General features: G+C 58.0%; 20 protein-coding genes. 12 read left to right on the forward strand and 8 right to left on the reverse strand.

The window, feature by feature from the left end; translation table 11 throughout:
* Positions 1-80: 80 nt before the first annotated feature.
* The 5 genes from O3649_RS07475 to O3649_RS07495 all read right to left on the reverse strand — a co-directional run bounded on the left by O3649_RS07475 (position 81) and on the right by O3649_RS07495 (position 5341).
* The gene (locus O3649_RS07475) at positions 81-854 is read right to left on the reverse strand and encodes an HAD hydrolase family protein (RefSeq protein WP_371573563.1); all 774 of its coding nucleotides are present in this window, start codon (positions 852-854) and stop codon (positions 81-83) included.
* A gap of 184 nt (positions 855-1038) precedes the next feature.
* On the reverse strand, positions 1039-1893 hold the full coding sequence (locus tag O3649_RS07480; protein WP_049344527.1) for a PTS system mannose/fructose/sorbose family transporter subunit IID: 855 nt from the start codon (positions 1891-1893) through the stop codon (positions 1039-1041).
* 11 nt (positions 1894-1904) lie between these two features.
* Complete coding sequence (locus O3649_RS07485) at positions 1905-2774, reverse strand: PTS mannose/fructose/sorbose transporter subunit IIC (protein ID WP_049326833.1); 870 nt, start codon at positions 2772-2774, stop codon at positions 1905-1907.
* On the reverse strand, positions 2771-3751 hold the full coding sequence (locus tag O3649_RS07490; protein ID WP_049326832.1) for a mannose/fructose/sorbose PTS transporter subunit IIA: 981 nt from the start codon (positions 3749-3751) through the stop codon (positions 2771-2773). Before O3649_RS07490 ends, O3649_RS07485 begins: the two co-directional genes overlap by 4 nt.
* 720 nt (positions 3752-4471) lie before the next feature.
* On the reverse strand, positions 4472-5341 hold the full coding sequence (locus O3649_RS07495; RefSeq protein WP_371573565.1) for a PRD domain-containing protein: 870 nt from the start codon (positions 5339-5341) through the stop codon (positions 4472-4474).
* Between the two features lie 259 nt (positions 5342-5600).
* On the opposite strand from O3649_RS07495, the gene O3649_RS07500 reads away from it, so the two are divergent.
* The 7 genes from O3649_RS07500 to O3649_RS07530 all read left to right on the forward strand — a co-directional run bounded on the left by O3649_RS07500 (position 5601) and on the right by O3649_RS07530 (position 13928).
* Complete coding sequence (locus O3649_RS07500) at positions 5601-6344, forward strand: response regulator transcription factor (RefSeq protein ID WP_049345979.1); 744 nt, start codon at positions 5601-5603, stop codon at positions 6342-6344.
* Positions 6345-6437: 93 nt separating this feature from the next.
* Positions 6438-8102 carry a cell wall metabolism sensor histidine kinase WalK gene (locus tag O3649_RS07505; protein WP_303970027.1) on the forward strand — a complete coding sequence of 555 codons (1665 nt, stop codon included), beginning with the start codon at positions 6438-6440 and terminating at the stop codon, positions 8100-8102.
* A gap of 279 nt (positions 8103-8381) precedes the next feature.
* Positions 8382-9083 (forward strand): TetR/AcrR family transcriptional regulator, encoded by a 702-nt coding sequence (locus O3649_RS07510; RefSeq protein WP_005507988.1) that lies wholly within the window; start codon positions 8382-8384, stop codon positions 9081-9083.
* Between the two features lie 183 nt (positions 9084-9266).
* On the forward strand, positions 9267-12080 hold the full coding sequence (locus tag O3649_RS07515) for an MMPL family transporter (protein ID WP_371573569.1): 2814 nt from the start codon (positions 9267-9269) through the stop codon (positions 12078-12080).
* A gap of 124 nt (positions 12081-12204) precedes the next feature.
* A complete protein-coding gene (locus O3649_RS07520) occupies positions 12205-12609 on the forward strand; it encodes a CrcB family protein (RefSeq protein WP_294603003.1) in 405 nt (134 codons plus the stop codon).
* Complete coding sequence (locus O3649_RS07525; protein WP_012902665.1) at positions 12609-13061, forward strand: CrcB family protein; 453 nt, start codon at positions 12609-12611, stop codon at positions 13059-13061. The genes O3649_RS07520 and O3649_RS07525 overlap by 1 nt, the downstream gene beginning before the upstream one ends.
* 225 nt (positions 13062-13286) lie before the next feature.
* Positions 13287-13928: a VanZ family protein gene (locus O3649_RS07530; RefSeq protein ID WP_371573571.1), complete on the forward strand. Its 642-nt coding sequence runs from the start codon at positions 13287-13289 to the stop codon at positions 13926-13928.
* 194 nt (positions 13929-14122) lie between these two features.
* Here the strand turns inward: O3649_RS07530 and O3649_RS07535 are convergent, their stop codons facing one another.
* The 3 genes from O3649_RS07535 to O3649_RS07545 form a co-directional block, all read right to left on the reverse strand.
* Entirely contained in the window at positions 14123-15130 is a 1008-nt protein-coding gene (locus tag O3649_RS07535; protein ID WP_070507461.1) for an MIP/aquaporin family protein, read from the reverse strand.
* A gap of 517 nt (positions 15131-15647) precedes the next feature.
* Positions 15648-16877, reverse strand: a complete 1230-nt coding sequence (argE, locus tag O3649_RS07540; RefSeq protein WP_315354726.1) for an acetylornithine deacetylase — start codon at positions 16875-16877, stop codon at positions 15648-15650.
* A gap of 131 nt (positions 16878-17008) precedes the next feature.
* The gene (locus O3649_RS07545) at positions 17009-17551 is read right to left on the reverse strand and encodes a flavin reductase family protein (RefSeq protein WP_049338626.1); all 543 of its coding nucleotides are present in this window, start codon (positions 17549-17551) and stop codon (positions 17009-17011) included.
* A gap of 395 nt (positions 17552-17946) precedes the next feature.
* Here O3649_RS07545 and O3649_RS07550 point away from each other — a divergent pair, with 395 nt between their 5' ends.
* The 5 genes from O3649_RS07550 to O3649_RS07570 all read left to right on the forward strand — a co-directional run bounded on the left by O3649_RS07550 (position 17947) and on the right by O3649_RS07570 (position 23524).
* Positions 17947-19950 carry a DUF6541 family protein gene (locus tag O3649_RS07550; RefSeq protein ID WP_315354728.1) on the forward strand — a complete coding sequence of 668 codons (2004 nt, stop codon included), beginning with the start codon at positions 17947-17949 and terminating at the stop codon, positions 19948-19950.
* A 176-nt stretch (positions 19951-20126) separates the two neighbouring features.
* Positions 20127-20864 (forward strand): glycosyltransferase family 2 protein, encoded by a 738-nt coding sequence (locus O3649_RS07555; RefSeq protein WP_070678822.1) that lies wholly within the window; start codon positions 20127-20129, stop codon positions 20862-20864.
* Positions 20865-21242 (forward strand): DUF2304 domain-containing protein, encoded by a 378-nt coding sequence (locus tag O3649_RS07560; RefSeq protein WP_070674230.1) that lies wholly within the window; start codon positions 20865-20867, stop codon positions 21240-21242.
* A 51-nt stretch (positions 21243-21293) separates the two neighbouring features.
* Complete coding sequence (locus O3649_RS07565; protein ID WP_070678820.1) at positions 21294-22169, forward strand: glycosyltransferase; 876 nt, start codon at positions 21294-21296, stop codon at positions 22167-22169.
* Between the two features lie 155 nt (positions 22170-22324).
* Positions 22325-23524, forward strand: coding sequence for a hypothetical protein (locus O3649_RS07570; protein ID WP_314360745.1), 1200 nt, complete (start codon positions 22325-22327; stop codon positions 23522-23524).
* Positions 23525-23707 lie beyond the last annotated feature (183 nt).

Genomic DNA, 23707 nt, shown 5'->3' on the forward strand with positions numbered 1-23707 from the left:
GCGAGTTGCGCGGAGGCGGGCGGCAGGCTCAGCGCTCGCCGTACCTATACGCCGCCTCGACAGCTTCTACAGGGAAGCTTCTACAGGGAAGCCTCAATAAACTCGTACGCCTTATCCACACAATCGGTGGTGACAGCCTTAACCTCATCGGGGGAGTAGCCGAAAGACGCCGAACGGTCAGCGTAGCGGTGCATGTCGATATCGTTCCACGAATCTCCAATCGTATGCACCTCATAGGAGCTACCCGGATGCTCCGACTGCAGGTACTCCACCAGATGCTGCAGACCGGTGCCCTTTGTGCAGGCGGGCGGCACAATATCCAGGAAATCCTGGTTCTTGTGGCAGTCCACCGAATCACCAAAACGCTCCAGAATCCAGGTGTACGCCGCCTCGCGAACCTGAGCATCCGGAATCCACAGGGGTACACCCACGTACTCGTGGTTCTGCAGGTCATCAGCCGGCAGGGGAGTGAACTCCGGCAGAATATTCGTCGAGGAGCCCACCCGGTCGCAGAGGCTGTAATCGTTATCCAGAGTCGTCGCGAACAGAGCCACGCCGTCCACGGTGCTGAAATGCTCGTAGCACGCCAGCACAACACTCACCGGAAGAGGCTGATGGTAAATCACCCGGTACTCCCGGTCGGTAATCACCGCACCCGTGTACAGCACGTGGTAGTCAAAGCGGATGGCGGTCGGGTTCAACGCCAGCTGAGTGGCAAAAATGCTCTTGCCCGTGCACGAGACCGCCAGGTTACCCTCCGCCTGCCAGCGGGCAATCGCCTGCTCATTGGCAGGCTCCACGGCACGGTTAAACAGGATCGTGCCGTCCAGGTCGAAAGCCATCAACTTGGTCATAGAAACTCCTTCGCGGGAGGGCTGCATTGCCGCGAATTGTGCGCCGCAACCGATAGAAAACGCCCATGAAAAACGGGGGTGCCGCCGGTACTTTTAAGTGTACCGACCACACCCCCACCACTTGAGACAAGCCCCTGAATCTCACGCCTTCACTGAAGGGTGAAAGGGCTCATCCCTCAGATTTTTAGAGAGCCAGGAAGCCCAGGTACGAACCGAGGATACCCACGGCAAACAGAGCGAAAATCAACCAGATAGCGTTGACCTTCTTCTTCAGCAGCCACATGCACAGGAAGCACAGACCCAGCGACGCAAGGCCCGGTAGCAGATCGTTCAGCACCGACTGAACGGTCACATCCACCATCGCGCCAGCCTGGTTCTTGTAGCTGGTTAGCGGCAACGGAATGTTCACGCTCGTCCAGCGGTACACCAGCGCACCCATCACGAACAGACCCATCACGGACGCACCCTGAGTGATCTTCTGCAGGGTGTTACCGCCCGCCTCAGTCACAATCTGGGTACCCTTCTCGTAACCGTACTTGAAGCCGTACCAGCGGGTTGCCCAACGAATTGCGGTCATGCCGAAGAAGAACAGCAGCGGGCCCAGAATATTGCCGGTCACCGCCAGGGATGCGCCCAGAGCCGCCAGCACGATACGTGCGGTACCCCAGAAAATCGGGTCGCCCACGCCGGCCAGTGGGCCCATCAGGCCCACCTTAACGTTGGTGATGGCGGCTTCGTCAATGTCCTTACCGGCTGCCTTCTCACGCTCCATCGCAGCGGTCACGCCCATAATCGAGGATGCAACCCACGGCTGGGTGTTGAAGAACTCCAGGTGGCGGGTCAGCGCCTCCGCCTGGTCTTCTTTCTTTGTGTAGAAGCGCTTAATCGCCGGAATCATAGAAACCGCGAAACCGATGGACTGCATACGCTCAAAGTTGAACGAACCAAGCAGGAAGGTGGAGCGGATGTAGGTGTCGACCTTATCGCGCTGGGTGAGCTCGGGAACTTCAACGAGCTCGACGTTCTTGTTTTCAGTCATGGTGATGCTCCTTATTCGAGCTCGTTGTCGAGGTCATTGGCGGCGGCTGCCGGTGCTACGGCGGGTGCCTCACTCTTATGGAAGAGCGGGTTCAGCTGCGTGTACAGCAGACCCAGGCAGGCGCCCACAATACCGATAGCAACCAGGTTGAACTGTGCCTGACCGGACAGGGTTGCGACAAGGTCCTTCGCGCCCTCGGTGCCAGCAATCGAAATCGACTGGGTTGCCGGGATAGCGGCAGCGGCAATAAAACCGAGGAAGAAGAAGGGCATGAGAGCCTTCGAACGCATCATGTTGATGACCATTGCGAAACCGACCACGGTAATCATGCCACCGGCGATACGCAGACCAACGGTCACCTCGGTGGGGATCATGTTCAGCAGGCGGGTCAGCTCTTCGGAGCTAATCAGTGCCACAATAGCGGTCGGGATAGCCACACGCAGACCCTGCAGAGCCATACCGCTAATGTGCATCAACTCAATACCGCGGAAGTTCGCGGTCTTCGCGAAATTATCAGCCTGATGCTGGAAGAACACCGTAATGGTACGAACGAAAATGGTCAGAACCTGACCTGCCGCAGCCAGCGGCACAGCAATAGCAATACCGGTGGTGATGTCCTGGTGACCCTGAATCACAACAACAGCGGAGATGGTGGATGCCAGAGCCGAGTCGGGAGCCATTGCCGCACCGACGTTCATCCAGCCCAGGGCGATGAGCTCCAGTGCGCCACCGAGCATAATGCCGGTAGTCGGGTCACCCAGCGCAAAACCCATCAGGGTACAAGCGACAAGGGGGCGGTGGAACTGACGCTCGTCCACCACGGATGCGACGCCCGCAATGAACGCCACGAGAACAACGAGAATAAACGTCAGGGCGCTCATGCGTCCAGGCCTTTCTGCTTGAGGATCTTTTCCAAATCAACCGGGGAATGGTTGGGCAGCTGCTGCACCGTCAGCTTCACACCGCGCTTAATGAGTTCGCGGTAGGCTTCCAGGTGCTCCTCGGAGGCGTACACTGCGTCCGAGAGCTGAACCATGCCGGTCTTGAAGGTGACGCCACCAACGTTCACTTCGTTGATCTTGACGCCTTCGTCGAGCAGTCGCACCACGTCAACGGGGGATTCTACGACGAACATGGTCTTCATGCCGGTGTACTTGGGGTTGTTGTACACGCGGCCAGCCTTAGCGATGTCCAGGACGTTGGTCTTCACGCTGGTCGGCGCGACCTGCAGCAGCAGGGACTTGCGCAGCTGATCGTGTGCCGCATTATCGGATGCCGCGATGAAGGTCTGCGGTGCGATATGCGGAACCCAGGTGCCTGCCACCTGACCGTGAATCAGGCGGGAGTCGATGCGGGTGAAGATAGCGTCCATGGTGCCGCCGGGAACCTGCTGAGCAGCCGGAACCTCGACCGCCTTGGTCTCTGCGGGCTTCGCCTCGGCGGGCTTGGCGGCTGCGGGCTGGTTCGCCTCCTGGAAGGAGCGAATACCCTTAGTACCAGCCTTGTGCGCCTTGGCAACCAGGGACTTGAGGGTTGCGTTCTTACGGCCTGCGCCGGAGATGACCTCAATAAGCATCGGTACGTTGACACCGGAGACGACGTCGACGCCCTCGCGGGTGGCTGCGAACTGCGCACCGGCGTTGTAGGGGCTACCGCCGAAGAGGTCGACCAGCAGCAGGGTTTCTTCTGCTTCAGACGCCTCAACGATGCGGGTGTACTCTTCGACGAGATCTTCGGGGCCCTGACCCGGCAGGAAGGTGACCGGGTGGACGTTTTCGAAGTTACCGAGGATCATGCCGGCGGTCTTCAGCAGAGCCGGAGCCGACTCGCCGTGTGCCGCCACAATGATAGTGACCATAGTGGTCCTCTCGTGTTCGTGACATGGTGTGTAGTGGCCCCGTGAGGGGCCTCATAATTCTCAGATAGTAACACGTTGTTTTTGTGTTTTGTGGGTTTTATCTAACTTTGCACACTTTAGGTTCTTGTGACATTTTTTCACGTGTTGGAATATGGGTTTTTGATGTCAAAACACGTATTTATTGCCAGGGTGTAAAAAATTTAAACAGAACACCGAAAAAAGGTTGCCGAAGTGGAGGATAAAGCGTTATTTTTGTGAAATTTCAGGAATGACGGCATCTTGTACGCGGGCTGACGAGGTGCTTGTTGCAGGATATTTTGACTGCGATGATGCAAGAAAATGATTTACAAAGAAAATACCGAACAAAAAATGGGTATGCGAGTCAAAAGATGTGGGATTTATAAAAAACCAACATTTTCCTGCGGTCTGTCCACAGAATGGTATTTCTGGAATACGCCGTTATAAACCGTCATTTCAAAATTTAAATCGACGCGCTAACGCGCGAAGGAAAACCCGGGAAAACGACATTTTAGTGACAGGTTGTATATATAAATAGCAACCCACCTTTAATGGCCACGTTCCGCCCGGCAGCACCCCTCTAGAATCCTCACTCCCAGATTCCACCACCCGAACCCCTCACTGGGGTTCCGGGACACAGAAAAGCTAAGGTATAGAAAAAGCGACCGGGAACCCTCCCGGTCGCTTTCTATCGAACATGCGCTACGCGTTAATGCCCCACATATCCCGCGCCAGACGCGCAATATGAATCGTCAAATACGTCAACTCATCACGAGTCAGGCTCTGCTTCAGCTGCATCTGCAGCACCAGCAAAACCTTCTGTGCACACGCGTAGGCACGCGGTACATCCGCACGAAGAGCCGCCAACAAACTCGGCTGCGACACCTCATCAATATCCTCCGCATGATTCGCGGAGGCGCGGCTCGCCCGCACAAACAGGTACCGCAGGTGCGTCACAAAACGTGCCGCACTCATTGAATCCGGGTCAATCTTCCGCTCGTAGCTTGCCTCAATAATTTCAAAAACCTGCGCGAAAACCTCGGTCATGCGGAATGCCTGAGACATATCCGCTGTTGCAAATTGCGCGTTGACCAGGTGCAACGCCAAAGGAATAGCCTCGTTCGGGTCCAGCTCAACATTCAGGCGCTCGCGAACCATCGCCAACACTGCGCGGCCGTACTCCACCTCGCGCGGGTAGAGGACAGTCACCTCCGGGGCGAGCGGATACTGCACCCGCACCCCGTCACGCGCACGAACCACCGCATAGTGCAGGTGATCAGCCAGCGGAAGAATAAACGAGTTCGACAGTTCCAGCGCACCCTCGGCGCGCACCTTCGACTCCAAAAGCGTGGCAATCGACAGAATCTCCGCCGGAATCTCAGACAGAGTCATGCTCAAACGCTCACCCGACATGCCCTGCTCCGGCACAAACGTCTGCTCCACCGCAGACGGGTCAATCAGCTGACCCTTACGCTTACCAAAAGCAATGCCGCGACCAATCATCACGGACTCCTTGCCGTAATGATCCACCGTGAGGACAACATTGTTGTTATAAATACGGCTAATGCGCATGTGTCCTCCTCTGCGGGTGTCGGGGCGCCTGTGTCGGGGTGGCACACTGAAACAATAAAAGGCGATTGAGTATCACCTAAGCTACTACAAATTTTACCGAAAGATTGAACCCGTATAGAAGGGGTAACGCGCGTGGTTGGGATAATGGGCGGCGCGAAACTGTGCCCCAGCTGTGATGCGGGCAAGCATTCCATAAGTTTGCGGCTGAAAACCGGCTCCCGCCTCACCGCGAACCCTAAATCGCGATACTCTTAACCACATGAGCAGCAAAGCAACCGAAATCGCAAAGAACCTTCCCGCGCTAGAGCACCCGGACGGTAGCCCCATCCGCGCCCTCGTCGTTGACGATGAGGAAATGCTCAAAGAACTCGTCAGCATGGGTCTGAAAATGATCGGCTGGGATGTGCAGTCCGCCGGCGACGGCCCCTCCGCGCTCGCGATTGCCCGCGATTGGCGCCCCGACGTGCTCGTGCTGGACATTATGATGCCCGGCTTTGACGGACTGGAGCTGCTCTCCCGCATCCGTAAGTTCTACCCCGAGGTTCCCTGCCTCTTTCTGACCGCGAAGGATTCGGTCGATAACCGTATCGAGGGCCTTGCCGCAGGCGCGGATGACTACGTGACTAAGCCCTTCTCTATGGAAGAGGTCATGATTCGTTTGCACCGCCTGGTGCAGCGCTCCGGTGTTGCCGCCATTGACGATGCTGAGCTGGTGGTCGGTGACCTGGTGCTGAACCAGGACACCCGTGAGGTCACCCGCGGTGGCGAGCAGATTAATCTCACCGCAACCCAGTTCGACCTGTTGCGCTACCTCATGGAGAACGCGAAGCGCGTGGTCTCCAAGAGTCAGATTCTTGATAATGTCTGGAACTACGATTTTGGTGGCCAGGCAAATATTGTGGAGCTGTACATCTCCTATCTGCGTAAGAAGATTGACGTGGGTCGCGAACCGATGATTCACACCGTGCGCGGTGCCGGTTACGTGCTGCGTCCCGCTGTCTAAGTTTATTCTCTGCTCTTCATATGGCGCGGTATAACACCCGGTTATACCGCGCCATATCAGTTATATTCCGTATTTCGAATATAGAAAGAAAGGATGCTCGTGGGCTCCTACTCACCCGGTGACCCCGCCTCCCCGGATAACGAAGCAACCCGCCCCCTGCGCGCGGGTGCCCCCGCACGAGACGGTGCCGCACCCTCCCAGGGGAACTTCTTCGTGCGCCTACGTGCCGCCTGGAAGAGCATGAGGAACCCCGAGGCGTCCCCCGAAGAACTCGGGTACGTACCTCACCTGCGTTCGCGCCTTATCGCCATCCTCGTGGCAGCCCTCGGCATTGCCTGCCTCATCATCGGCCTGTCCACCTACGTGACCCTGCAGAACTCCCTCTACCAGCAGGCGCAAAGCGACCTCAAAGAAACCAGCCACCGCGTAGTGCAACCGACCTCCCGAGACGGCAAGCGAGAAGAAGTGGACTGCAGTGACCTGCAGAGCAGTAAATCCCTCTTTGCGCCCGGTCAGGCGTCCGGAACCATCATTACCTGTGTCGAGTCCGAAGGTGCTGTGGAAGTCGCCAGCAAGCTCGGTAAGGACGGCACCGTACAAACCCTCTCCGCCAACGACCAGGTAACCCTCGGAACCATGGCGCTGAACGCCACCAAAGAAGAAGTCCGAGAGGTCAAACTGGAATCCGGCCTGTACCTCATCAAAATCACCCCGAAGGCTAATAGCAGCGCTGACGCCCAGGTGGTTGGTATTCCGCTCGCCAATGTACAGCAGACCCTCACCATCTTCGTGATTGTGGTAGCCCTCGGTTCCATCGCCGTGATGGTCGGCGCCGGCGTGGCGGGCTCCTACATTATTCGTGGCACCATGAAGCCCCTGGAGCGAGTCTCCGCGGTGGCAACCGATGTGGCGCACCTGGACCTGGAAGAGCACACCATCTCCTCGGCGGTGCGCGTGGATCCGAAAGATTCCGACCCGCGCACTGAAGTCGGTGCCGTAGGCTACGCCCTCAATCAGCTGCTCGATAACGTGAACTCCGCCCTGGAGGTGCGCGAACGCACCGAACACCAGATTCGCGCCTTTATTGCGGACGCCTCCCACGAGCTGCGCACGCCCCTTGCCGCCATTAAGGGGTACTCCGATATGCTCCGCTGGACCGAGCCGCTCAGCGAATCCGGCCAGTCCTCCCTGGCGCGTATTGATTCGCAGACCGAACGTATGTCACGCCTCGTGGAGGATCTTCTGACCCTTGCCCGCCTGGACGAGGGTCGCGAACCCAAGCTGGAGCAGGTTGACCTGACCGAGCTGGTGCTTGAATGCACCTCCGACATGCAGGCGGCAGCGCGCACCCACGAATGGCACCTGAACCTGCCCGACGAGCCGGTTGAGGTTGTTGCCGATCGCTCCCAGATTCAGCGCGTGATTCTGAACTTGCTCTCGAATGCTCGCAAGCACACCGATGAGGGTACGCGCGTGACCGCGGGCCTGTCGGTGGATGCTGCACGCCGTGAAGCTGTGGTGACCGTGGCCGATAATGGTCCGGGTATTGCCCCGGACTTCTTGCCGAAGATTTTTGACCGCTTCACCCGTGCCGATAAGGCGCGTTCCGGTTCGGATGGAACGACTGGTCTGGGTCTGGCGATTGTGCAGGCGATTGTGCAGGCGCACGGCGGTTCGATTCAGGTGCAGAGCCAGCCTGGACATACGGTCTTTACGGTGCGCTTGCCCCTGGATGCGCGTCTTCAGCCTGTCGCCTAGTTCCGTTGTCACCTAGTTCAGTACTTGGTCTACCGCCTGAGTTGCGCGTGTCCATTCTGTGAATGGCTGCTTGAGGGGGTGGGGTGTGCTGTGTGCGCATTCTGCTCCCCCGCGGTGTTTTTGAGGGTTTATAGCGCCTTGAGGTGCTAAAACGCTTAATTACTTGTTGAGTAAACATTAAATCTGCACTTCAAGTTTATTACCTAGAGTGCAAATATGTGGTGAATCTAACCCCCAAATAGTTACCCCCAGTGAAACAATGCGCGTATTGTAAAAAGCATGGCTAATCTTGTTGAATCCCCCGCAAACATCGCGGACAAGCGTTCCGCCCGCAAGGCAGAGAACCGTATCGCAATCGTTGAGGCAGCAGAATCCCTCATCCTCGAGGGCGGCTACGGCGCCCTCAACGCAGAAGCACTCGCAGAACGCGCAGGCGTCTCCCGCCGCACCATCTTCAACCACTTCGCCTCCGTAGATGACGTACTGGTCACCCGCATGAACCAGTACTTCAACCGCATCTTCGAAGAATGCGACTTCACCGTCTCCGGTGAAAACGCAAGCATGGAAGCCGAAATGCTCTCCATCGCCCGCAAGGTCTTCAAGAGCAACACCCTCGAAGAGTACATCGCACCCTTCGCGCACCTGCTCTACGCCCTCGAAATGGACAGCCCCGCGAAGTTCGAAGAATACTCGCACGTCATCCTCGAGCGCACCTACGACATCTTCCTCGAACGGTACCTCGCGGCATACCCCGACCTGCCCTACCTGCGCGTGGCAGTCTTCGCCTCCAACCTCGCCGAAACCATCGGTGAAGGCGTCTACTACTACCTCACCCGCGCCGAAGAAATGACGGTCAAGGTTGCAGCAGAAGCCCCCGAGGGCACCCACCCCGAAGCACTCGCCATTGAAGCAATGCGCCAGTGTGTCCTCGAAGCACTCGACTACCTGGGCCGTCTGGTTCAGGGCGAATTCGCAAGCTAAGCCCCCATAGCGTCAACGCTCAAACACTCTCGCTTCGGGCACCTCATCTGCAGGTGCCCGGGGCGGGGTGTTTTTTGCCCAAAAACAGGACACAGCGTTCGCCGTACAGGGCAAACCACACGCCGTATTCACACGCACCCAACACCCAAACTCTTCACTCACTTAACTTCAAAGGACTGAATCATGGCTACATGGCTCTACCGCATCGGTGAAGCTGCCGCCCGCCGCGCAGGGGCTGTCATCCTCACCTGGGTACTCATCGTCGCCGGTGTAGCGGGTGCCTACACCGCGTTCCACGGCAAGCTCAGCAACACCTTCACCATGCCCGGAACGCAGACCCAGCAGCTCTCCGACGAGCTCGCCCAACGCTTCCCCAGTGCCAACCGCGGCTCCGGCCAGATCATTCTCACCACCGGTGACGGCACCGCCCTCACCGAAGAGCAGAAGCAGGCATTCTCCGCCGCACTGAGCGCACTGCCCAGCGAGGTGCCCTCCGTGGATGCGGTCACCGACCCGTTCACCACCACCTCCAAGCTTGCAGAAGCGAAAACCCAGCTCGACGAGGCGCACGCCAAGATTGACGCCGCCCCCTCCCAGATCGAGGACGGCAAAAAGCAACTGAACGCCGCCACCTCGCAGCTTGAGGACGGCAGGAAGCAGATTGCCGACAACGAGAAGAAGCTTGACGACTCGCAGGCACAGATTAGTGCTGGTCAGGAGCAGCTCGCATCCGCGCAGAAGCAGCTGGATGACGCGCAGGAACAGCTGAAGGACGGCTACGCCCAGGCGGAGGCGGCAGGCTCACCCGCTGCCATGATGGAGCAGCTCAACGCCCAGCAGGCGCAGCTGACCGAGCAGCAGAACGCGCTCAATCAGCAGCGCGATACCCTGACCGAGAGCCAGAAGCAGGTTGACGCGGGTCGCGCAGAAATCGCCTCCAAGAAGGATGAGCTGGCTGAGGGCAAGAAGAAGCTGGACGAGCAGCGCAACCAGCTTCAGAAGACTGAGAGTGAGCTGCCGGCACAGCGTGAGCAGCTGGAGCGTCAGCAGAAGCTCTACGACTTCACCTCCGGCTACCGTATGGTCTCTGAGGACCAGTCCACGGTGATTGCGACTGTCTCGTTTAAGAAGAAGATTTACGAGGTGCCGTCCGCCGAATTGCAGAAGGTCATGTCCGACATTGAGTCGGCGAACCTGCACGGGGCGACCGTCCAGTTCGACGCGAACCTGAGTGAATCCGCGCTTGGCGGCGGCTCGCACACCGGTGAGGTTGCGGGTATGGCCATCGCCTTCATCGTGCTCATGGTTATGCTCGGCACCCTCGTGGCTGCCGGCCTGCCGATTCTGATGTCTCTGGTGGGCGTGGTGGTGGGTGTGCTCGGCACGCTCTCCCTCTCGTCCGTCGTGGAGATGAGCTCCACCGCCTACACCCTGGGTCTGATGCTTGGTCTGGCGGTCGGTATCGACTATTCGCTGTTCATTCTGAACCGCTACCGCATGAACCTGCTGGACGGCATGCCGAAGGTCCAGGCGATTGCCCTGGCGAATGGCACGAGCGGTAACGCCGTGATTTTTGCGGCGAGCACCGTGATTATTGCGCTTGTGGCGCTGAACGTGACCGGTATTCCCTTCCTGGGCGTGATGGGTAATGCCGCCGCGTTCTGCGTGGTTGTTGCCGCCCTGATTGCGGTGACTCTCACCCCGGCGGTGCTGTCCCTGGCGGGTACCAAGATCATGTCGAAAAAGCTGTGGGCTTCCATCGATACCCCGCAGAAGATTGCGGAACGCCGCGCGCAGGATGCCGAACGCACCGAGAAGCCGAACGGCTGGTTGCGCCTCGTGCTGGCGCGTCCGCTACTGACCCTGGTGGCCGGTACGCTGGCGCTGCTGGCGGTTGCCGCCCCCATGTCTCAGATGCGCCTGGGCCTGCCGGACGCTTCGAACTACCCCTCCGATAGCGCCGCGTACAAATCGTATGCGCTGGTCAAGGACAAGTTCGGTGAGGGCATGAGCGCCCCGCTGGTCGCGGTCGCGCACACGCCTGCGAACATGAGCGAGGAGCAGGCTCAGCAGGCACAGATTGATATCGTCTCTGCGGTGAAGGAGCGCGGCGGCGCGAACGTGCAGGCTGTGGTTCCCGGCGGTATGACCGATGACCGTACCCTGATGATTTTCCAGGTGATTCCTGCCCACAGTGCAAGTTCTGTGGAGACTGAAGAGCTCGTCCACGAGCTGCGAGCCGTGACCGTTCCGGTTCAGGGCTCTGAGGTGTCTCTCGGCATTGCGGGTCAGACCAGCGGCAATATTGACGTCTCCGAGGTGCTCGCGCAGAAGCTACCCCTGTACCTGGGCGTGGTGATGGGCCTGTCCTTCCTGGTGCTGATTCTGGTGTTCCGTTCGATTATGGTTCCGCTGGTTGCCTCGGTGGGCTTCCTCTTCTCGGTGCTGGCGAGCTTCGGTGCCGTGGTGTCGATTTACCAGTTGGGCTTCATGAGCTCCCTCTTCGGCGTGGACCACCCGGGTCCGGTGCTGTCCTTCTTGCCGACCCTGCTCATCGGTATTCTTTTCGGTCTTGCGATGGATTACCAGATGTTCTTGGTGACCGGCATGCGTGAAGCGTACGTGCACGGCAAGGATGCGGCGACCGCCATTGTGAGCGGTTACAACCATGCGGTGCGTGTGGTGGTGGCTGCCGCGATCATTATGATTTCGGTGTTTGGTGGCTTCATCTTTGCTGATTCGACGATGATCCGCCCGATGGGCTTTGGTTTGGCGTTCGGCGTGCTCGTGGATGCGTTCATTGTGCGCATGACGCTGACCCCGGCGATTATGGCTCTGCTGGGCGATAAGGCGTGGTGGATGCCGAAGTGGCTGGATCGTCTCACTCCGAATATGGATGTTGAGGGCGCCGCCCTGAGTGAGAAGATGAGCGAGAATATTCAGCACGAGCGTGAGTCTGCTGCCGCCGAATCGGGTAGCAAGCTCGGGTCAGAGTAAAGTATTAGTGTGCGTTTGTGCGCTACGGCGCACTCTGAAGACTAGTACGAGACGAAAGGGCAGGTGTACGGCGATGAAGAACCGCGCGAGTATCCGACAGTGGATAGGAGGCGTTCTGAGCCGTGTGCCTGCCCCTTTTCTTGTCTTTTTGGGAGGCGGTACGGGGGCGCTGTGCCGCGTGCACACTCCCGGCGGCGTGCTGGTGGCGAACCTGCTGGGTTCGTTCACGCTGGGCCTGCTGACGATGGTGTGGAACGCCTACGCGCGCCGTGACGGCGAGGATCGGATTCATTCGTTCCGTCTGCTCTTTGGTGCCGGCATGATGGGCGGCTATACGACGTATTCGTCGATTGCGGCGGTTTTGGCGCAGACGATTTTTCTGCCGTATACGGTGCATGCTCAATATATGGTGCTGGCTGTGGCGGTGCTGCTGGTGGGTGGTTTGGTTGCCGCCGCGGCTGGCATGCTGACGGGTCGTTTTGTGGCGTCCCGCTTGGTGCCCGCCCGTGATGTTGAGGAGGGCCGCTAATGTTTTTCGCTCTGATGGTTTTTCTGTGCGGCGGTTTGGGTGCGATGACCCGTTTCTTCTTGGATAAGGCGATGTCGCCTCGCCTGCGTACGGAGTCGTCGATTATTAGCCCGGTGTTCGTGATTAACCTGGTGGGCTCGTTCCTGTACGGCCTGCTGATTATGCCGGTGTCTAATCCTCGCGCGCTGGGGGTGCACTATAACGCCACGGATCAGGTGGCGTTCTGGTGCACGGTGATTACGACCGGTCTGCTGGGTGGTTTTACGACCTTCTCGACCGCCATGGTGGAGGCGCTGACCGCCCGCTCTGAGGGCAAGATGGTGAAGTTCCTGATGCTGTGGCTGGTGCAGGTTGTGGGTGCGATGGTGGCAGCGATTGCGGGTGCGCTCTTGTTTGTGCTGCTGTTTGGTCGGTATATTGCGCCGGTGTTCCCGCCAGATGTTCTGTACTGACGGCGCCGGCTGTGGTGGTTCTCACGGTGTGTTTGGGTGCGTGTACAGCTTTTTCACAGTTTCGCCTAGGGTGAGCCATAGAGCGGTCTTTTACACTGGTGGTGAACGATATGCGGCGGGTATGAACGGTAACCCGCTATATACCACCGGGAATATATATTAGAACAGGCATATATGCAGGTGGAGTTCATATAACTCACTCTCACGACCTAAGGAACACACGGCATGCAGGAACTACTGAATAAACACATGATTGGCACCTTCGCCATCGAGATTGCGGCGCTTACTGTCGCGCTCTCCATCATCGGATTTATTGGTATGCGCCTGCGCACCAAGAAGACCGGTCGAGCGCACAGCATCCGCCAGTACCTGTTGACCGCGTCCTTTGCGCTGTTCCTTGCTTCTATTCTTTCTCTGACGCTGACCCCGATTGGCTCTTCCAATAGCGTCACGAACCCCGAGCTGTACTACCCGCGTTTCTATGTGGGCTGGAGCTGGCAGCAGGCGTGGGATCTGACTGCCGGCATGGGTCTGCGCCGCTTCGCAACGACCGTGTATGCGCAGCTCTTCTTCAATATCGCCATGTTTATCCCCTTGGGCTTCTTTACTGCGGGCTGCCTGCGCTGGGGTCTGCGCGCCACGGCGCTGAGTGGCTTCGCGCTGTCGAGCTTCATTGAGTTGAGCCAGTTGACCGGTAACTGGGGCCTGGCGGGCTTCACCTACCGCACTTTCGATGTGGATGACATTGTGAATAACACTGCTGGCGCGGTTCTCGGTGCGGTCTGCATCTGGGTGGTGCGCGCGATTCAGAAGCGTCGCGCGGCTAAGCATGACCGGGCGCTGGCAATGGCTACCGCCGCCGCGTAGGAGCCTCTGAAAGTCCCCATGTGCCTTCCGTGAGGTAGACGCAACGAACCCCTCATTTTCATAACCTGACCGATATTGTGCAGGTTATGAAAATGAGGGGTTCGCTGTTTTTAGATGAAACCTCGCCGGATAAATCTATTCAGATAAACCCGGCTCGATGAAACCCTAGACAGGGAAGTTCTCGGGTGGGAAGACTACTCGTCCTCGGTCAGCCGGTTCACGACGCGGGTGCTACGGTTGCCCTTCACCTCTTCGGGGAGCAGAATCGGCATGGAGCCGGTCGGCGTGTAGGTTGCCGCGCGTGCCGCCGCGGTAGCGTGGGTATCCTCAAACTCGGGGATAACCTCGGAGCTGGGTGCACGGTACAGGTGGCTATTAGCCCACCACGCGAAGAGCAGAACCGCAATCGCCAGGGCGCTGGAGACGAACAGCCACGGGCTGACCTGACCCTCGTAGTAGAGCTTGAAGAATGCGCCACCCATGAAACCGCCGGCAATCGGGCCGCAGATCGGAACCCACGCGTAGAACCAGCGCGAGGAGCCCTTATCGTGGATGGGCAGCAGGGCGTGCATGAGGCGCGGACCGAAGTCACGGGCGGGGTTCAGAGCGTAGCCGGTCTGACCGCCCAGACCGATCACGAGTACGGTGACCATGAAGCCGAAGGCGAGGGGCTTGAGCACGTCGTTGAGGTTGAGAGAGAGTTCCACACCGCCGCTGATGGACGGCTTGAAGTTCACGCCGGTGTACAGTGCCGAGAAGACCAGCATGAACGTGCCGATCATTTCGGAGAGGGCGTTGGTGAAGTAGTTGTGAATAGCGGGGACGGTGCCGAAAACGCCGAGCTTAATCTTCTTGTCGGCGGTTGCTTTCCAGTGCGGCAGGTAGTTGAGGTAGACCAGTCCGGCGCCGACCATTGCGCCGAGTACCTGGGCGATGATGTAGCCGGGGACCTTCTCCCAGGAGAACTCGCCGAACGCTGCCAGGCCGATAGACACGGCGGGGTTGAGGTGGCCGCCGGAGTAGGCGTGGGAGGCGTAGACGCCGAAGGTGACGGCGAAGCCCCAACCGAAGGCGATGGTGAAGAAGTTGTCGCCGTGGCCTTTGGATCGGCGAAGTTCGACGTTGGCGATGACGCCGCAGCCGATGGTGCACATGATGAGCGTGCCGAGGAATTCGGCGAGGTAGGGGCTGATGGTGTACACGGGGTGTCCTTCAGGTAGTGAACTGCGGGTGGTAAACCGGGATTCGGTCGGGTGCGCAGTGCCGAGCGTGAGGGAGGTGTGGTTTTGTGTGGGGTTATGCCGCCCGAGTGGCGTGTTTAAACCTTTGGCATCTATGGAACCCTGAATGCCCTAGAAGGGCAATACTTTTGTGTTATTTCACCCTTAGACATAAGCGGTTTTTCGGGTTTTTCGTTTAAAAATAAATGTGGCGAATGAGGGGAAAATCGGTCATAGTCCACACCTTGGACTCATTCCATAAACTCGCGGTTGAACCCATGGAGAAACTCACGAATAAACCCGCGATCAAACCAACACTCACCCCCGCCATCAGCACCCGCCCACACCACTTGCCATCAGCATAAAAATGCCCGGGCACCTCACGGGGTACCCGGGCAGTTTCTGTAATTTTTATGCGGCTCTAACTGCGGCTCTTGCGAACCGCGGTGGACTGGCTGTTACGCCGCTACACGGTTGTTACATGGCCGCTACACGGCTTCTACTTGGCGCTCGCCCAGTCGAGAATCGCCTCGAAGAAGCGCTCGCATTCGCTCAGCTGCTCCAGCTCAATCCACTCGTTCGGGGAGTGCGCCTGGGCAATATCGCCGGGACCGCAAATGATGCTCTGCACGCCGGCGCGCTGGAACTGGCCCGCCTCGGTGCCATAGGTGACCTTCTGTGGTGCGTCATTGGTGCCCAGCCACTCGTGGGCGAGGTGCACGATGGGTGCGTCGTCCTCGGTACCCAGACCCGGCACGGCTGCGAGCAGTTCGTGCTTCACACCCACGCGGGAGGTGAGGCTACCGGGCTCTGCACCGGTCAGCTTTTCGGCGCGTGCGGCGCGTGCCTGCAGGTTGGGCAGGATCACCTCCGAAAGCTCGCGGTCAATACGCTCCACGAAGGACTCGGTGGTCACCTGCGGCAGGGTGCGCACATCGTACTCTACGACCGCCTGCTCAGCGACGATGTTGTACTGCAGGCCGCCGGTTGCCAGGTTCACGCTACCGGTGGAGTGGGGAATGATGAACGACTCGTCGAACGGGCCTTCTTCTTCCCACTGGTCCGCCATGTCGGTGAAGAAGGTGATGAACTCGCCTGCTGCGGCAACCGCGTTCACGCCGTGGGTGGCGAGGGAGCCGTGCTTGGGCACGCCGGTGAAGGTGACGCGGCCGCGGTGTGCGCCCTTGTGCGCGTCGATAATGCGCATGCTGGAGGGCTCACCAACAATCGCGTAGTTGGGGGCGAGGTCGCGCGCCACGAACTCCTCGATAAGGGAGGGTGCACCAATGCAACCGATTTCCTCATCGTAGGAGAACGCGAAGTGCAGGGGAGTGCGCAGCTTCGCTTCAGCCACGCGCGGCAGCAGCCAGAGCGCGACGGCGAGGAACCCCTTCATATCGCAGACACCGCGGCCGTAGGCGCGGGTACCCTCCACACGCAGGGTGAAGGGGTCGGCGTCCCACGCCTGACCGGCGACGGGTACGACGTCCGTGTGGCCGGAGAGAATGAGGCCGCCTCGGGTGGTGCCGTCAGCGGCAGGGACGGTGACCAGCAGGTTGGCGCGGGTGCCGTCCTCGTTGTAGGTGCGCACGCCGCTGTAGCCGTAGCGGGCAAATTCGGCTTCGATGAGCTCAATAAGTTCCAGGTTGGAGGTTCCGGAGATGGTGGGGAACGCGATGAGCTTTTCGAGCCAGGGGAGGGATGCGGGCTGGGTGGTTTGAGCCGTCATAACTATTCCTTCTGCAATGTAATGCTGTGCGCTGTCATGTGCTGCGTGCGCTTTTATGTTCAGGGTACGCCGCGGGGCGGTATTCGTCGCCTCATGGTCGTCGAATACCGCCCCGTGACCCCTGTGCGGGGTTAGATGCTGTAGTTGTTCACGTTCGAGTGGTCGCCCAGCGCGTGGAAGTTACGCGAGTGGTAGACCAGCGGGGTGCCTTCGCAGTCGTTGCGGATGAACTCTTCAACCTGTGCGGTGAAGACGAGTGCGGGGCCTGCCTCAACGCGGCTGAGCGGGGTTGCACGCAGTACGCGGCGTACGCCGTGGACGAGGGGCTCGCCGGTGTGGACGAATTCCCAGGTGCTGGGGTCGTCGAAGCGGGGGTAGTCGTGGGTTGCGAAGTTCTTCGCGAGGGTCACATTCTCAGCGTCGAGCATGTGCACGAGGAAGGAGGACGCAGCCGCGATCTTTGCTGCGGAGCCGCTGTTTGCCTTGAGGGAGAAGGCGATAATCGGCGGTTCTGCGGCGACGGAGGTCAGCGAGGAGGCGGTGAAGCCTGCGGGTTCGCCGTTTTCGTCGGTTGCGGTGATGATGGCGACGCCGGCGGGCTGGTGTCCGAAGGCGAGCTTGAACTGCTCGGAGGTGTCGGCGATGGGTGCCTGTGCTGCAATGGTTTCGGTCATGATCGACCCTTTCTTCTGCGGCTGCGTTTGAGGGTTCGTCCAGATGTGTATGCGTTGGGCGACCCTTTGTTAAGGGGAGATATGTTTCAGGGTAAAGCTAAAGGGTGGTGAACACCTTATTTATTGCCCTATGTTTCTTAGGTGCACCTTTCATGACGTAGGGTGTGAAATATTACGTCATATTCTTCGCCGTTTGGGGGTGTGCCGGTGGTGTCCCATAGGGTTCCCGGTGAAAGGTTCCGAACGGCGGGTTGTGGGTGCTGTCCCTCTCTCTTCTGCGGGGTTTCGCCGGGTTAAAGAAGCCTCTGGGGTATCCTTGCTAGGTACTCGAAAGCGCGCCGCGCCCCGTATTTGAGGGGTTTTTCGGTGCGTGAACTGTGGGGAGAAGAGGGTTAATGAGCTGGTTGGCAACTATTCCGCTGCTACTTTTTGCGGTCGTGTTGGCTTTCGGCCCCGGCTATGCGATGGGCTGGGCGTTGCGTGTTCCTGCACGTCTGCGCGTTTTTTATGCGCCGCTGCTGACTTTTGCCCTGGTGGCTGTCTCTGCGATTGTGCTGGGTAAGACCGGCATTCCGTGGAGCCTGATTTCTTTTGTGCCGGTCGCTGCCGTGATGGTGGCTGCGGCTGCTGGTCTCATGTGGCTGGTGGGTCGCCGTTGGCCTGCTCTGGCGTCTGCCTCGTGGCCGGGTAATGATGTTCCTGTGGCATGGCCGGTGGTGGGTGCTGTGTTAGGCGGATTCCTGGTGCTGCACATGACCGAGGACATGGTCTACGGGCCTGAGGCGTTCTCGCAGAGCCTGGATAACTCATTCCATATGAATGCAATCCGCTGGATTCAGGAGCACGGCGACGCTTCCAGCCTGACGATGGGTGCTGTGAGTGCAGCGGACCAGGAGCCTACCTTCTACCCGGCGGGCTGGCACGACTTTGTATCGCTGATTTACAGTACGACTGGCACTAGCATTGCGACGGCAACGATTGTGACGGTGCTTCTGACAGCAAGTTTCGTGTGGCCTTGCTCGCTGGTAGCGTTCAGCTTGAGCATTCCGAAGCTTCGCCGCCTCCAGGCGCTTGCCATCCCTGCAATAATTGGTGGTTTTGCAGCGTTTCCCGGTCTCCTCCTGCGTTGGGGTGTTCTCTTCCCGAACCTTCTAGGGTACGCTCTGCTACCTACGTTTGTGGCATTAATGGCGCATTTGGTTCAAGCTCTGTTACGTCGCGAGTTCTCGGTTCTACTCTCTCTGGGGCTATCAGCCCTGGTGAGCATCGCGGGTCTAGCGCTCGTACATCCGAATGCTGTGGTGTCCGCCGTGGTCTTTGCTCTACCGATGTTGCTAGCTGGTGTGGTACAAGTAGTGCGCTCGCACGAGTTGACCTCGCGGCAGAAGCAAATGGGTAGCCTTCTGCTGGTAGGTATATCAATCGGATGCGTGGGTGCTTGGGTAGTGCTACGCCCCGATAACGCGGCTAGTAGTTCGTGGTTCCCCATCTTGAGCGAAGGTGATGCTCTTTATCAGTTCCTTTTCCTGGGCCTGGAGAATGGTAATCAGCTGGGTGATACTTTCAATCCTTCTCATGTAGTGGGTTTCCTGGCGTTATGGGGTGTCGGGTATCTGCTATACAAGCGCCGTAACCTGTGGCTGATTGCTAGCTGGGCACTGATTGGTTACCTGTGGATTATTGCGGCTACTGTGCCGCGCGGTGACTTCCGTTTGCTGATGGTGGGCCCCTGGTACACTGACCACTTCCGCTTGGCGGCGCTAATCGTATTCCCCTCAGCAGTTCTGGCTGGTATTGGATTGGGTGGTTTCGTGGAGGGGCTGCTCACCTGGATAGTCCGTCGCGTTCCACGTACGGCGCGTCTGAATGTGGCGACGGCCGGAATGGGTGTTGCCGCGGTGTTGGTTTTGGTTCTTGCCGGTCTGACTTCGCGTGTTCCTTCGGTGCAGGAGACAACGTTGGCTGTGTCGAAGGAATATCGGGTAACGCCGTCTTCTGTGGTTGTGACCCAGGATGAGTTGAACGTCATTAATGAGATTCCGAAGATTGTTCCCAAGAGTGACACTATTGTGAATAATCCCTGGGACGGAAGCCCCTTTATATACGCACTGGCTGATCGTCACTTGACCAGTTACCACTTTGAGTTCCAGACCTCTCCGAAGTACGCGGCAATCATCAATGATTTGAAGGATGCCGCCACGAACCCCGAGGTGTGTCGTGAGGTAAAGCAATACCGTGCTTATTGGTACGTACATATGGAGAACCAGCTGAACTTCGGCCCTGGTGCCCAGAAGAATTACGATGCTCTGGTGGAGGCTAGCGCCACTGATTTGATGACACCGGTATATTCTTCGGGCCCTATTGTTCTGTACCGTATCACCGCGTGTGATAACTCTTAGCATAGGATTTCTATCCTCGCGGGTGTAGGTTTAAATAATTGGGGGGCGGCGTGTATGGCGTCGCCCCTTCGTTATCCTTTAAACCTGTACCGTCTGTACTGATAAGATGGAATTTGGTATGCCCGCAGTGTATGCCGACATACACATACACGAAAGCAGGAAGGTATAAGCACTGCATGAACTCTGAGGTACTTTCGCAGACTCCTCGAACACTCATTATCATGCCAGCATGGAACGAGGAGGAGGTGATTGGCGGGACGATTGAGGAACTTTTCCGCATGATGCCTGAGGTCGACCTGGTGGTCGTCAATGATGGGTCCACCGACCGCACCTCTGAGATTGCGCGCGCTGCTGGCGCTTTCGTGATTGATCTTCCCTACAACATGGGTATCGGTGGCGCTTTGCGGACCGGTTACAAGTATGCTCGCCAGGCCGGTTATGATCGCGCAATTCAGGTTGATGCCGATGGTCAGCATGATCCGAAGGGTATCCGCACTGTGCTTGCTGGCCTGGAGGATGTCAACATCTCGATCGGTTCCCGCTTTGCTGAGGCGACGAACTATAAGGTGTCTGGTCCGCGTAAGTGGGCGATGGTGGTTCTGGCCCGTATGTTTACGATGATTTCAGGCGAGAAGTTCACCGACGCCACCTCCGGCTTCCGTGCGGCAGACCGCAAGGCGATTGAGCAGTATTGCGAGCATCTACCTGCTGAGTATCTGGGTGACTGTATTGATGCCTGCGTGATGGCGATTCGTTCTGGCTTGACTGTTAAGCAGGTGCCGGTTGAGATGCGTGAGCGTCAGGGTGGTACTCCTTCTTCGAGCCCGTGGAAGTCTGCGGTGTACCTGGTTCGTTCTTTCTTCTCGTTTGGCATGTCGATGACTCGCCAGAAAACGAATGTGGGGTCTAAGTAAATGAGCGCAAATATTTTTTTCCTTCTCATCGTGGTGGTGATGGAGGTTCTCGTTCTGGCACAGGTACGCAACCAGAAGATGAAGGAAAAGTACGCTGCACTGTGGCTTATTGTTGGCGTCATCATGATTGTGCTAGCGCTTTTCCCGAAGCTTTTGGATGCCCTCTCGCGTCTGGTGGGTATTGAGACCCCGGTCAACCTGCTGTTCCTACTGGCGATTATTATGCTGATGGGTATTAGCTTGCACTTGACCCTGGCTATCTCGAAGATTACGGATGATATGCGTACCCTCGCTGAAGAAGTTGCGATTTTGAAGGCTCTTCAGCGTCAGCCGCAGGGCGCTTCCCGCGCTACGGAGCGAGAGCAGAAGAAGCCCTAAAGCCCCTGATTTTTATACGTTTCTACACGTTTGAGCTTGGAGTAATACCTCATGACCGTTGATATTCTGTTCCCCTACTACGGCGACGTCGCCATGATGAAGCAGGCTGTGCTGTCTGTGGTCGGTCAGACCAACCCGGACTGGCGCATGATTGTTGTTGATGACGGCTACCCGGACGACTCGATTCCCGGCTGGTTCGAGTCGCTGAAGGATGAGCGCATCACCTACATGCGTAATGAAACCAACCTGGGTGCGAACGCGAACTACCGCAAGTGCCTGACCTTCGTGGAGAACGAGCTGGTCACCGTCATGGGTGCTGATGACGTCATGCTCCCCAACTATGTGCAGTGGCTCGTGGATGCGGCGGCTAAGCACCCCGAGGCGTCCATTTTCCAGCCCGGCGTGGTCGTCATTGATGAGAACAACGGCCTGTCGAACACTCTGGTGGAGCAGACTAAGGCGTTCTACCGTCCCAAGGGTGAGGCTGTTCTGCAGGGTGAGGAGCTGGCTACCTCCCTGCTGCGCGGCGCGTGGTTCTACTTCCCGTCCTTGGGTTGGCGTAAGGACGCTATCGTGGGCACCGGCTTCCGTGAGGGCCTGAACGTTGTGCAGGATATGGCGCTGATCCTCGACATTACGATGCGTGGCGGCTCCCTGTACTACGACCCGCAGGTTGCGTTCATGTACCGCCGTCACGGTGGTTCTGACTCGTCTTGGCGTGCCCTGGAGGGTACCCGCTTTGATGAGGAGCGCCGTTACATGAACACCATTGCTGATGAGATGACTGCCCTGGGTTGGACGAAGGCTGCCCGCGTGGCTCGTATTCGCTTCTCTTCGCGTGCTCACGCGCTCACTCTGCTGCCGAAGGCAGCCCTGGCGAAGAAGTGGCAGGGTGTTAAGAACCTTGCCGAGCACATCGTAAAGTAAAGACTTCAATCTTATAGGTGCGACCAGTAGAGAACGGAGATAGCGTGGAATCATCGGCAGAGTCCCAGCCGAAGAAAATGACTCGTGGTCATTCGATGGCAATTTTGGGATCGTCCGGTTTAGCTGCACTATCTTCTCTAGGAATTACCGTTGTAGTGAAACGGTTTCTGGAGGGCGAAAGCCTGACGGAGTTCCTTCTCTTCTGGTCGCTTCTTTTTGCCCTCTACGGTGTGGTGGTAGGTATCCAGCAGGAAGCTACCCGCGCTGTGGGCACTGCACGCCGCGACGGTAAAACTGGTGCACGTATTGCCCCCGTGGGTGCTCTGGTGGGTCTTATTGTGGGCGGGTTGACCTTAGTGACGAGCCCTCTGTGGGCTCCTGCCCAGATTCCTTTGAGCGGGTTTAGCGGTGTGCTGCTCCTGAGCGCCGGTGTGGCCCTCTACGCCATGCACATGACTCTCTATGGTGCGTCTGCTGGCCAGGAAAGCTGGTACCTCTTCGCGAGTGTGTCGGGGTTCGACGCTATTTGGCGTATCGTAGCTATCTGTGCGGTCGGTCTGGTCTCTGCACATCTAATCGGTCTTGAAGCCGCAACGGTTTCTCCGGTACTTCTGTGGCTGCTGATGGTGCTTCTGCTTCCAGAAGCTCGGCGAGTTTTTAGCTCTCGTGCGGATGTTTCCTCGGGCCGTCTGCTGTATAACTACACGCTGTCGATGGGGTCGTCGACTGCTAACGCGGTTCTTATGATGGGCTTGCCGCTTCTGCTGAACGTTAGCATCGATTCAAACGACCCGCTACAGCAGGTTATTTTGGCGGTTCTGATTCTGGCGATTTCGATTACGCGCTCGCCGATTATGATTCCTTTGCAGGCTTTTCAGGGCGTGGCGGTGTCTGCTTTCTTGAAGCAACAGAACCATCCGTTGCGTGCTTTTGCGAAGCCTGCTGGTGCGCTGTTGGGCGTGGGTCTTGTGGGCGCTGCGGCGGCTTATGTGCTTGGCCCGTGGCTGTTTGGTCTGCTTTACCCGCCGAAGCCTTCAGAGGTTGGAGCGTACGTCCATGTGGTGACTTCTCCGGTGCTTGCGCTTTTGGTGTTTGCTTCTGCTTTCCTGGCGCTTCTGGTGTTGTCGGGGTCGCTGGTGATTGCGTTGAATATGCACCGGTCGTATGTGGCTGGTTGGGTGCTGGCGGCTGTAGTTGCTTGTGTGGTGGCGGTGTCGCCGTTGCCTCTTCTGACTCGCACTCTTCTTGCCCTGTATGTGGGGCCGATTCTTGGCCTGCTAGTACATTTGGGTGCGATGGTGTGGCAGGCGCGTTCTGTGTCGAATAGCGGCAATGCTGAGCTGGAGAATATTTAATAAATAAATGATGAGGGGTTGAGCAAACGAGTAGTTATGCTCAACCCCTCATTTCTAGTAGAGTGAAGAACCTCTAGGTCTCCGGGTTATACAAAGTAACCTTATGCTGTGGTGAATCGGCTGGATGCTTCATCCGTCGCGTAGGAGGGCATCTACTGTGGTCAGTATTCACCCATGCCATCC

It is taken from the genome of Rothia sp. 27098_8_29 (genome assembly GCF_041432785.1).
GTDB classification, from domain to species: Bacteria; Actinomycetota; Actinomycetes; order Actinomycetales; family Micrococcaceae; genus Rothia; species Rothia mucilaginosa.

What these genes read in the sequence shown, in the direction of transcription:
- O3649_RS07490 (WP_049326832.1), bottom strand. Translation starts at nt 3,751, where the DNA reads ATGGTCACTATCATTGTGGCGGCACACGGCGAGTCGGCTCCGGCTCTG.
- O3649_RS07565 (WP_070678820.1), top strand. Translation starts at nt 21,294, where the DNA reads ATGACCGTTGATATTCTGTTCCCCTACTACGGCGACGTCGCCATGATG.
- O3649_RS07560 (WP_070674230.1), top strand. Translation starts at nt 20,865, where the DNA reads ATGAGCGCAAATATTTTTTTCCTTCTCATCGTGGTGGTGATGGAGGTT.
- O3649_RS07495 (WP_371573565.1), bottom strand. Translation starts at nt 5,341, where the DNA reads ATGCGCATTAGCCGTATTTATAACAACAATGTTGTCCTCACGGTGGAT.
- O3649_RS07550 (WP_315354728.1), top strand. Translation starts at nt 17,947, where the DNA reads ATGAGCTGGTTGGCAACTATTCCGCTGCTACTTTTTGCGGTCGTGTTG.
- O3649_RS07480 (WP_049344527.1), bottom strand. Translation starts at nt 1,893, where the DNA reads ATGACTGAAAACAAGAACGTCGAGCTCGTTGAAGTTCCCGAGCTCACC.
- O3649_RS07510 (WP_005507988.1), top strand. Translation starts at nt 8,382, where the DNA reads ATGGCTAATCTTGTTGAATCCCCCGCAAACATCGCGGACAAGCGTTCC.
- O3649_RS07555 (WP_070678822.1), top strand. Translation starts at nt 20,127, where the DNA reads ATGAACTCTGAGGTACTTTCGCAGACTCCTCGAACACTCATTATCATG.
- O3649_RS07485 (WP_049326833.1), bottom strand. Translation starts at nt 2,774, where the DNA reads ATGAGCGCCCTGACGTTTATTCTCGTTGTTCTCGTGGCGTTCATTGCG.
- argE (WP_315354726.1), bottom strand. Translation starts at nt 16,877, where the DNA reads ATGACGGCTCAAACCACCCAGCCCGCATCCCTCCCCTGGCTCGAAAAG.
- O3649_RS07515 (WP_371573569.1), top strand. Translation starts at nt 9,267, where the DNA reads ATGGCTACATGGCTCTACCGCATCGGTGAAGCTGCCGCCCGCCGCGCA.
- O3649_RS07545 (WP_049338626.1), bottom strand. Translation starts at nt 17,551, where the DNA reads ATGACCGAAACCATTGCAGCACAGGCACCCATCGCCGACACCTCCGAG.
- O3649_RS07505 (WP_303970027.1), top strand. Translation starts at nt 6,438, where the DNA reads ATGCTCGTGGGCTCCTACTCACCCGGTGACCCCGCCTCCCCGGATAAC.
- O3649_RS07500 (WP_049345979.1), top strand. Translation starts at nt 5,601, where the DNA reads ATGAGCAGCAAAGCAACCGAAATCGCAAAGAACCTTCCCGCGCTAGAG.
- O3649_RS07525 (WP_012902665.1), top strand. Translation starts at nt 12,609, where the DNA reads ATGTTTTTCGCTCTGATGGTTTTTCTGTGCGGCGGTTTGGGTGCGATG.
- O3649_RS07530 (WP_371573571.1), top strand. Translation starts at nt 13,287, where the DNA reads ATGCAGGAACTACTGAATAAACACATGATTGGCACCTTCGCCATCGAG.
- O3649_RS07475 (WP_371573563.1), bottom strand. Translation starts at nt 854, where the DNA reads ATGACCAAGTTGATGGCTTTCGACCTGGACGGCACGATCCTGTTTAAC.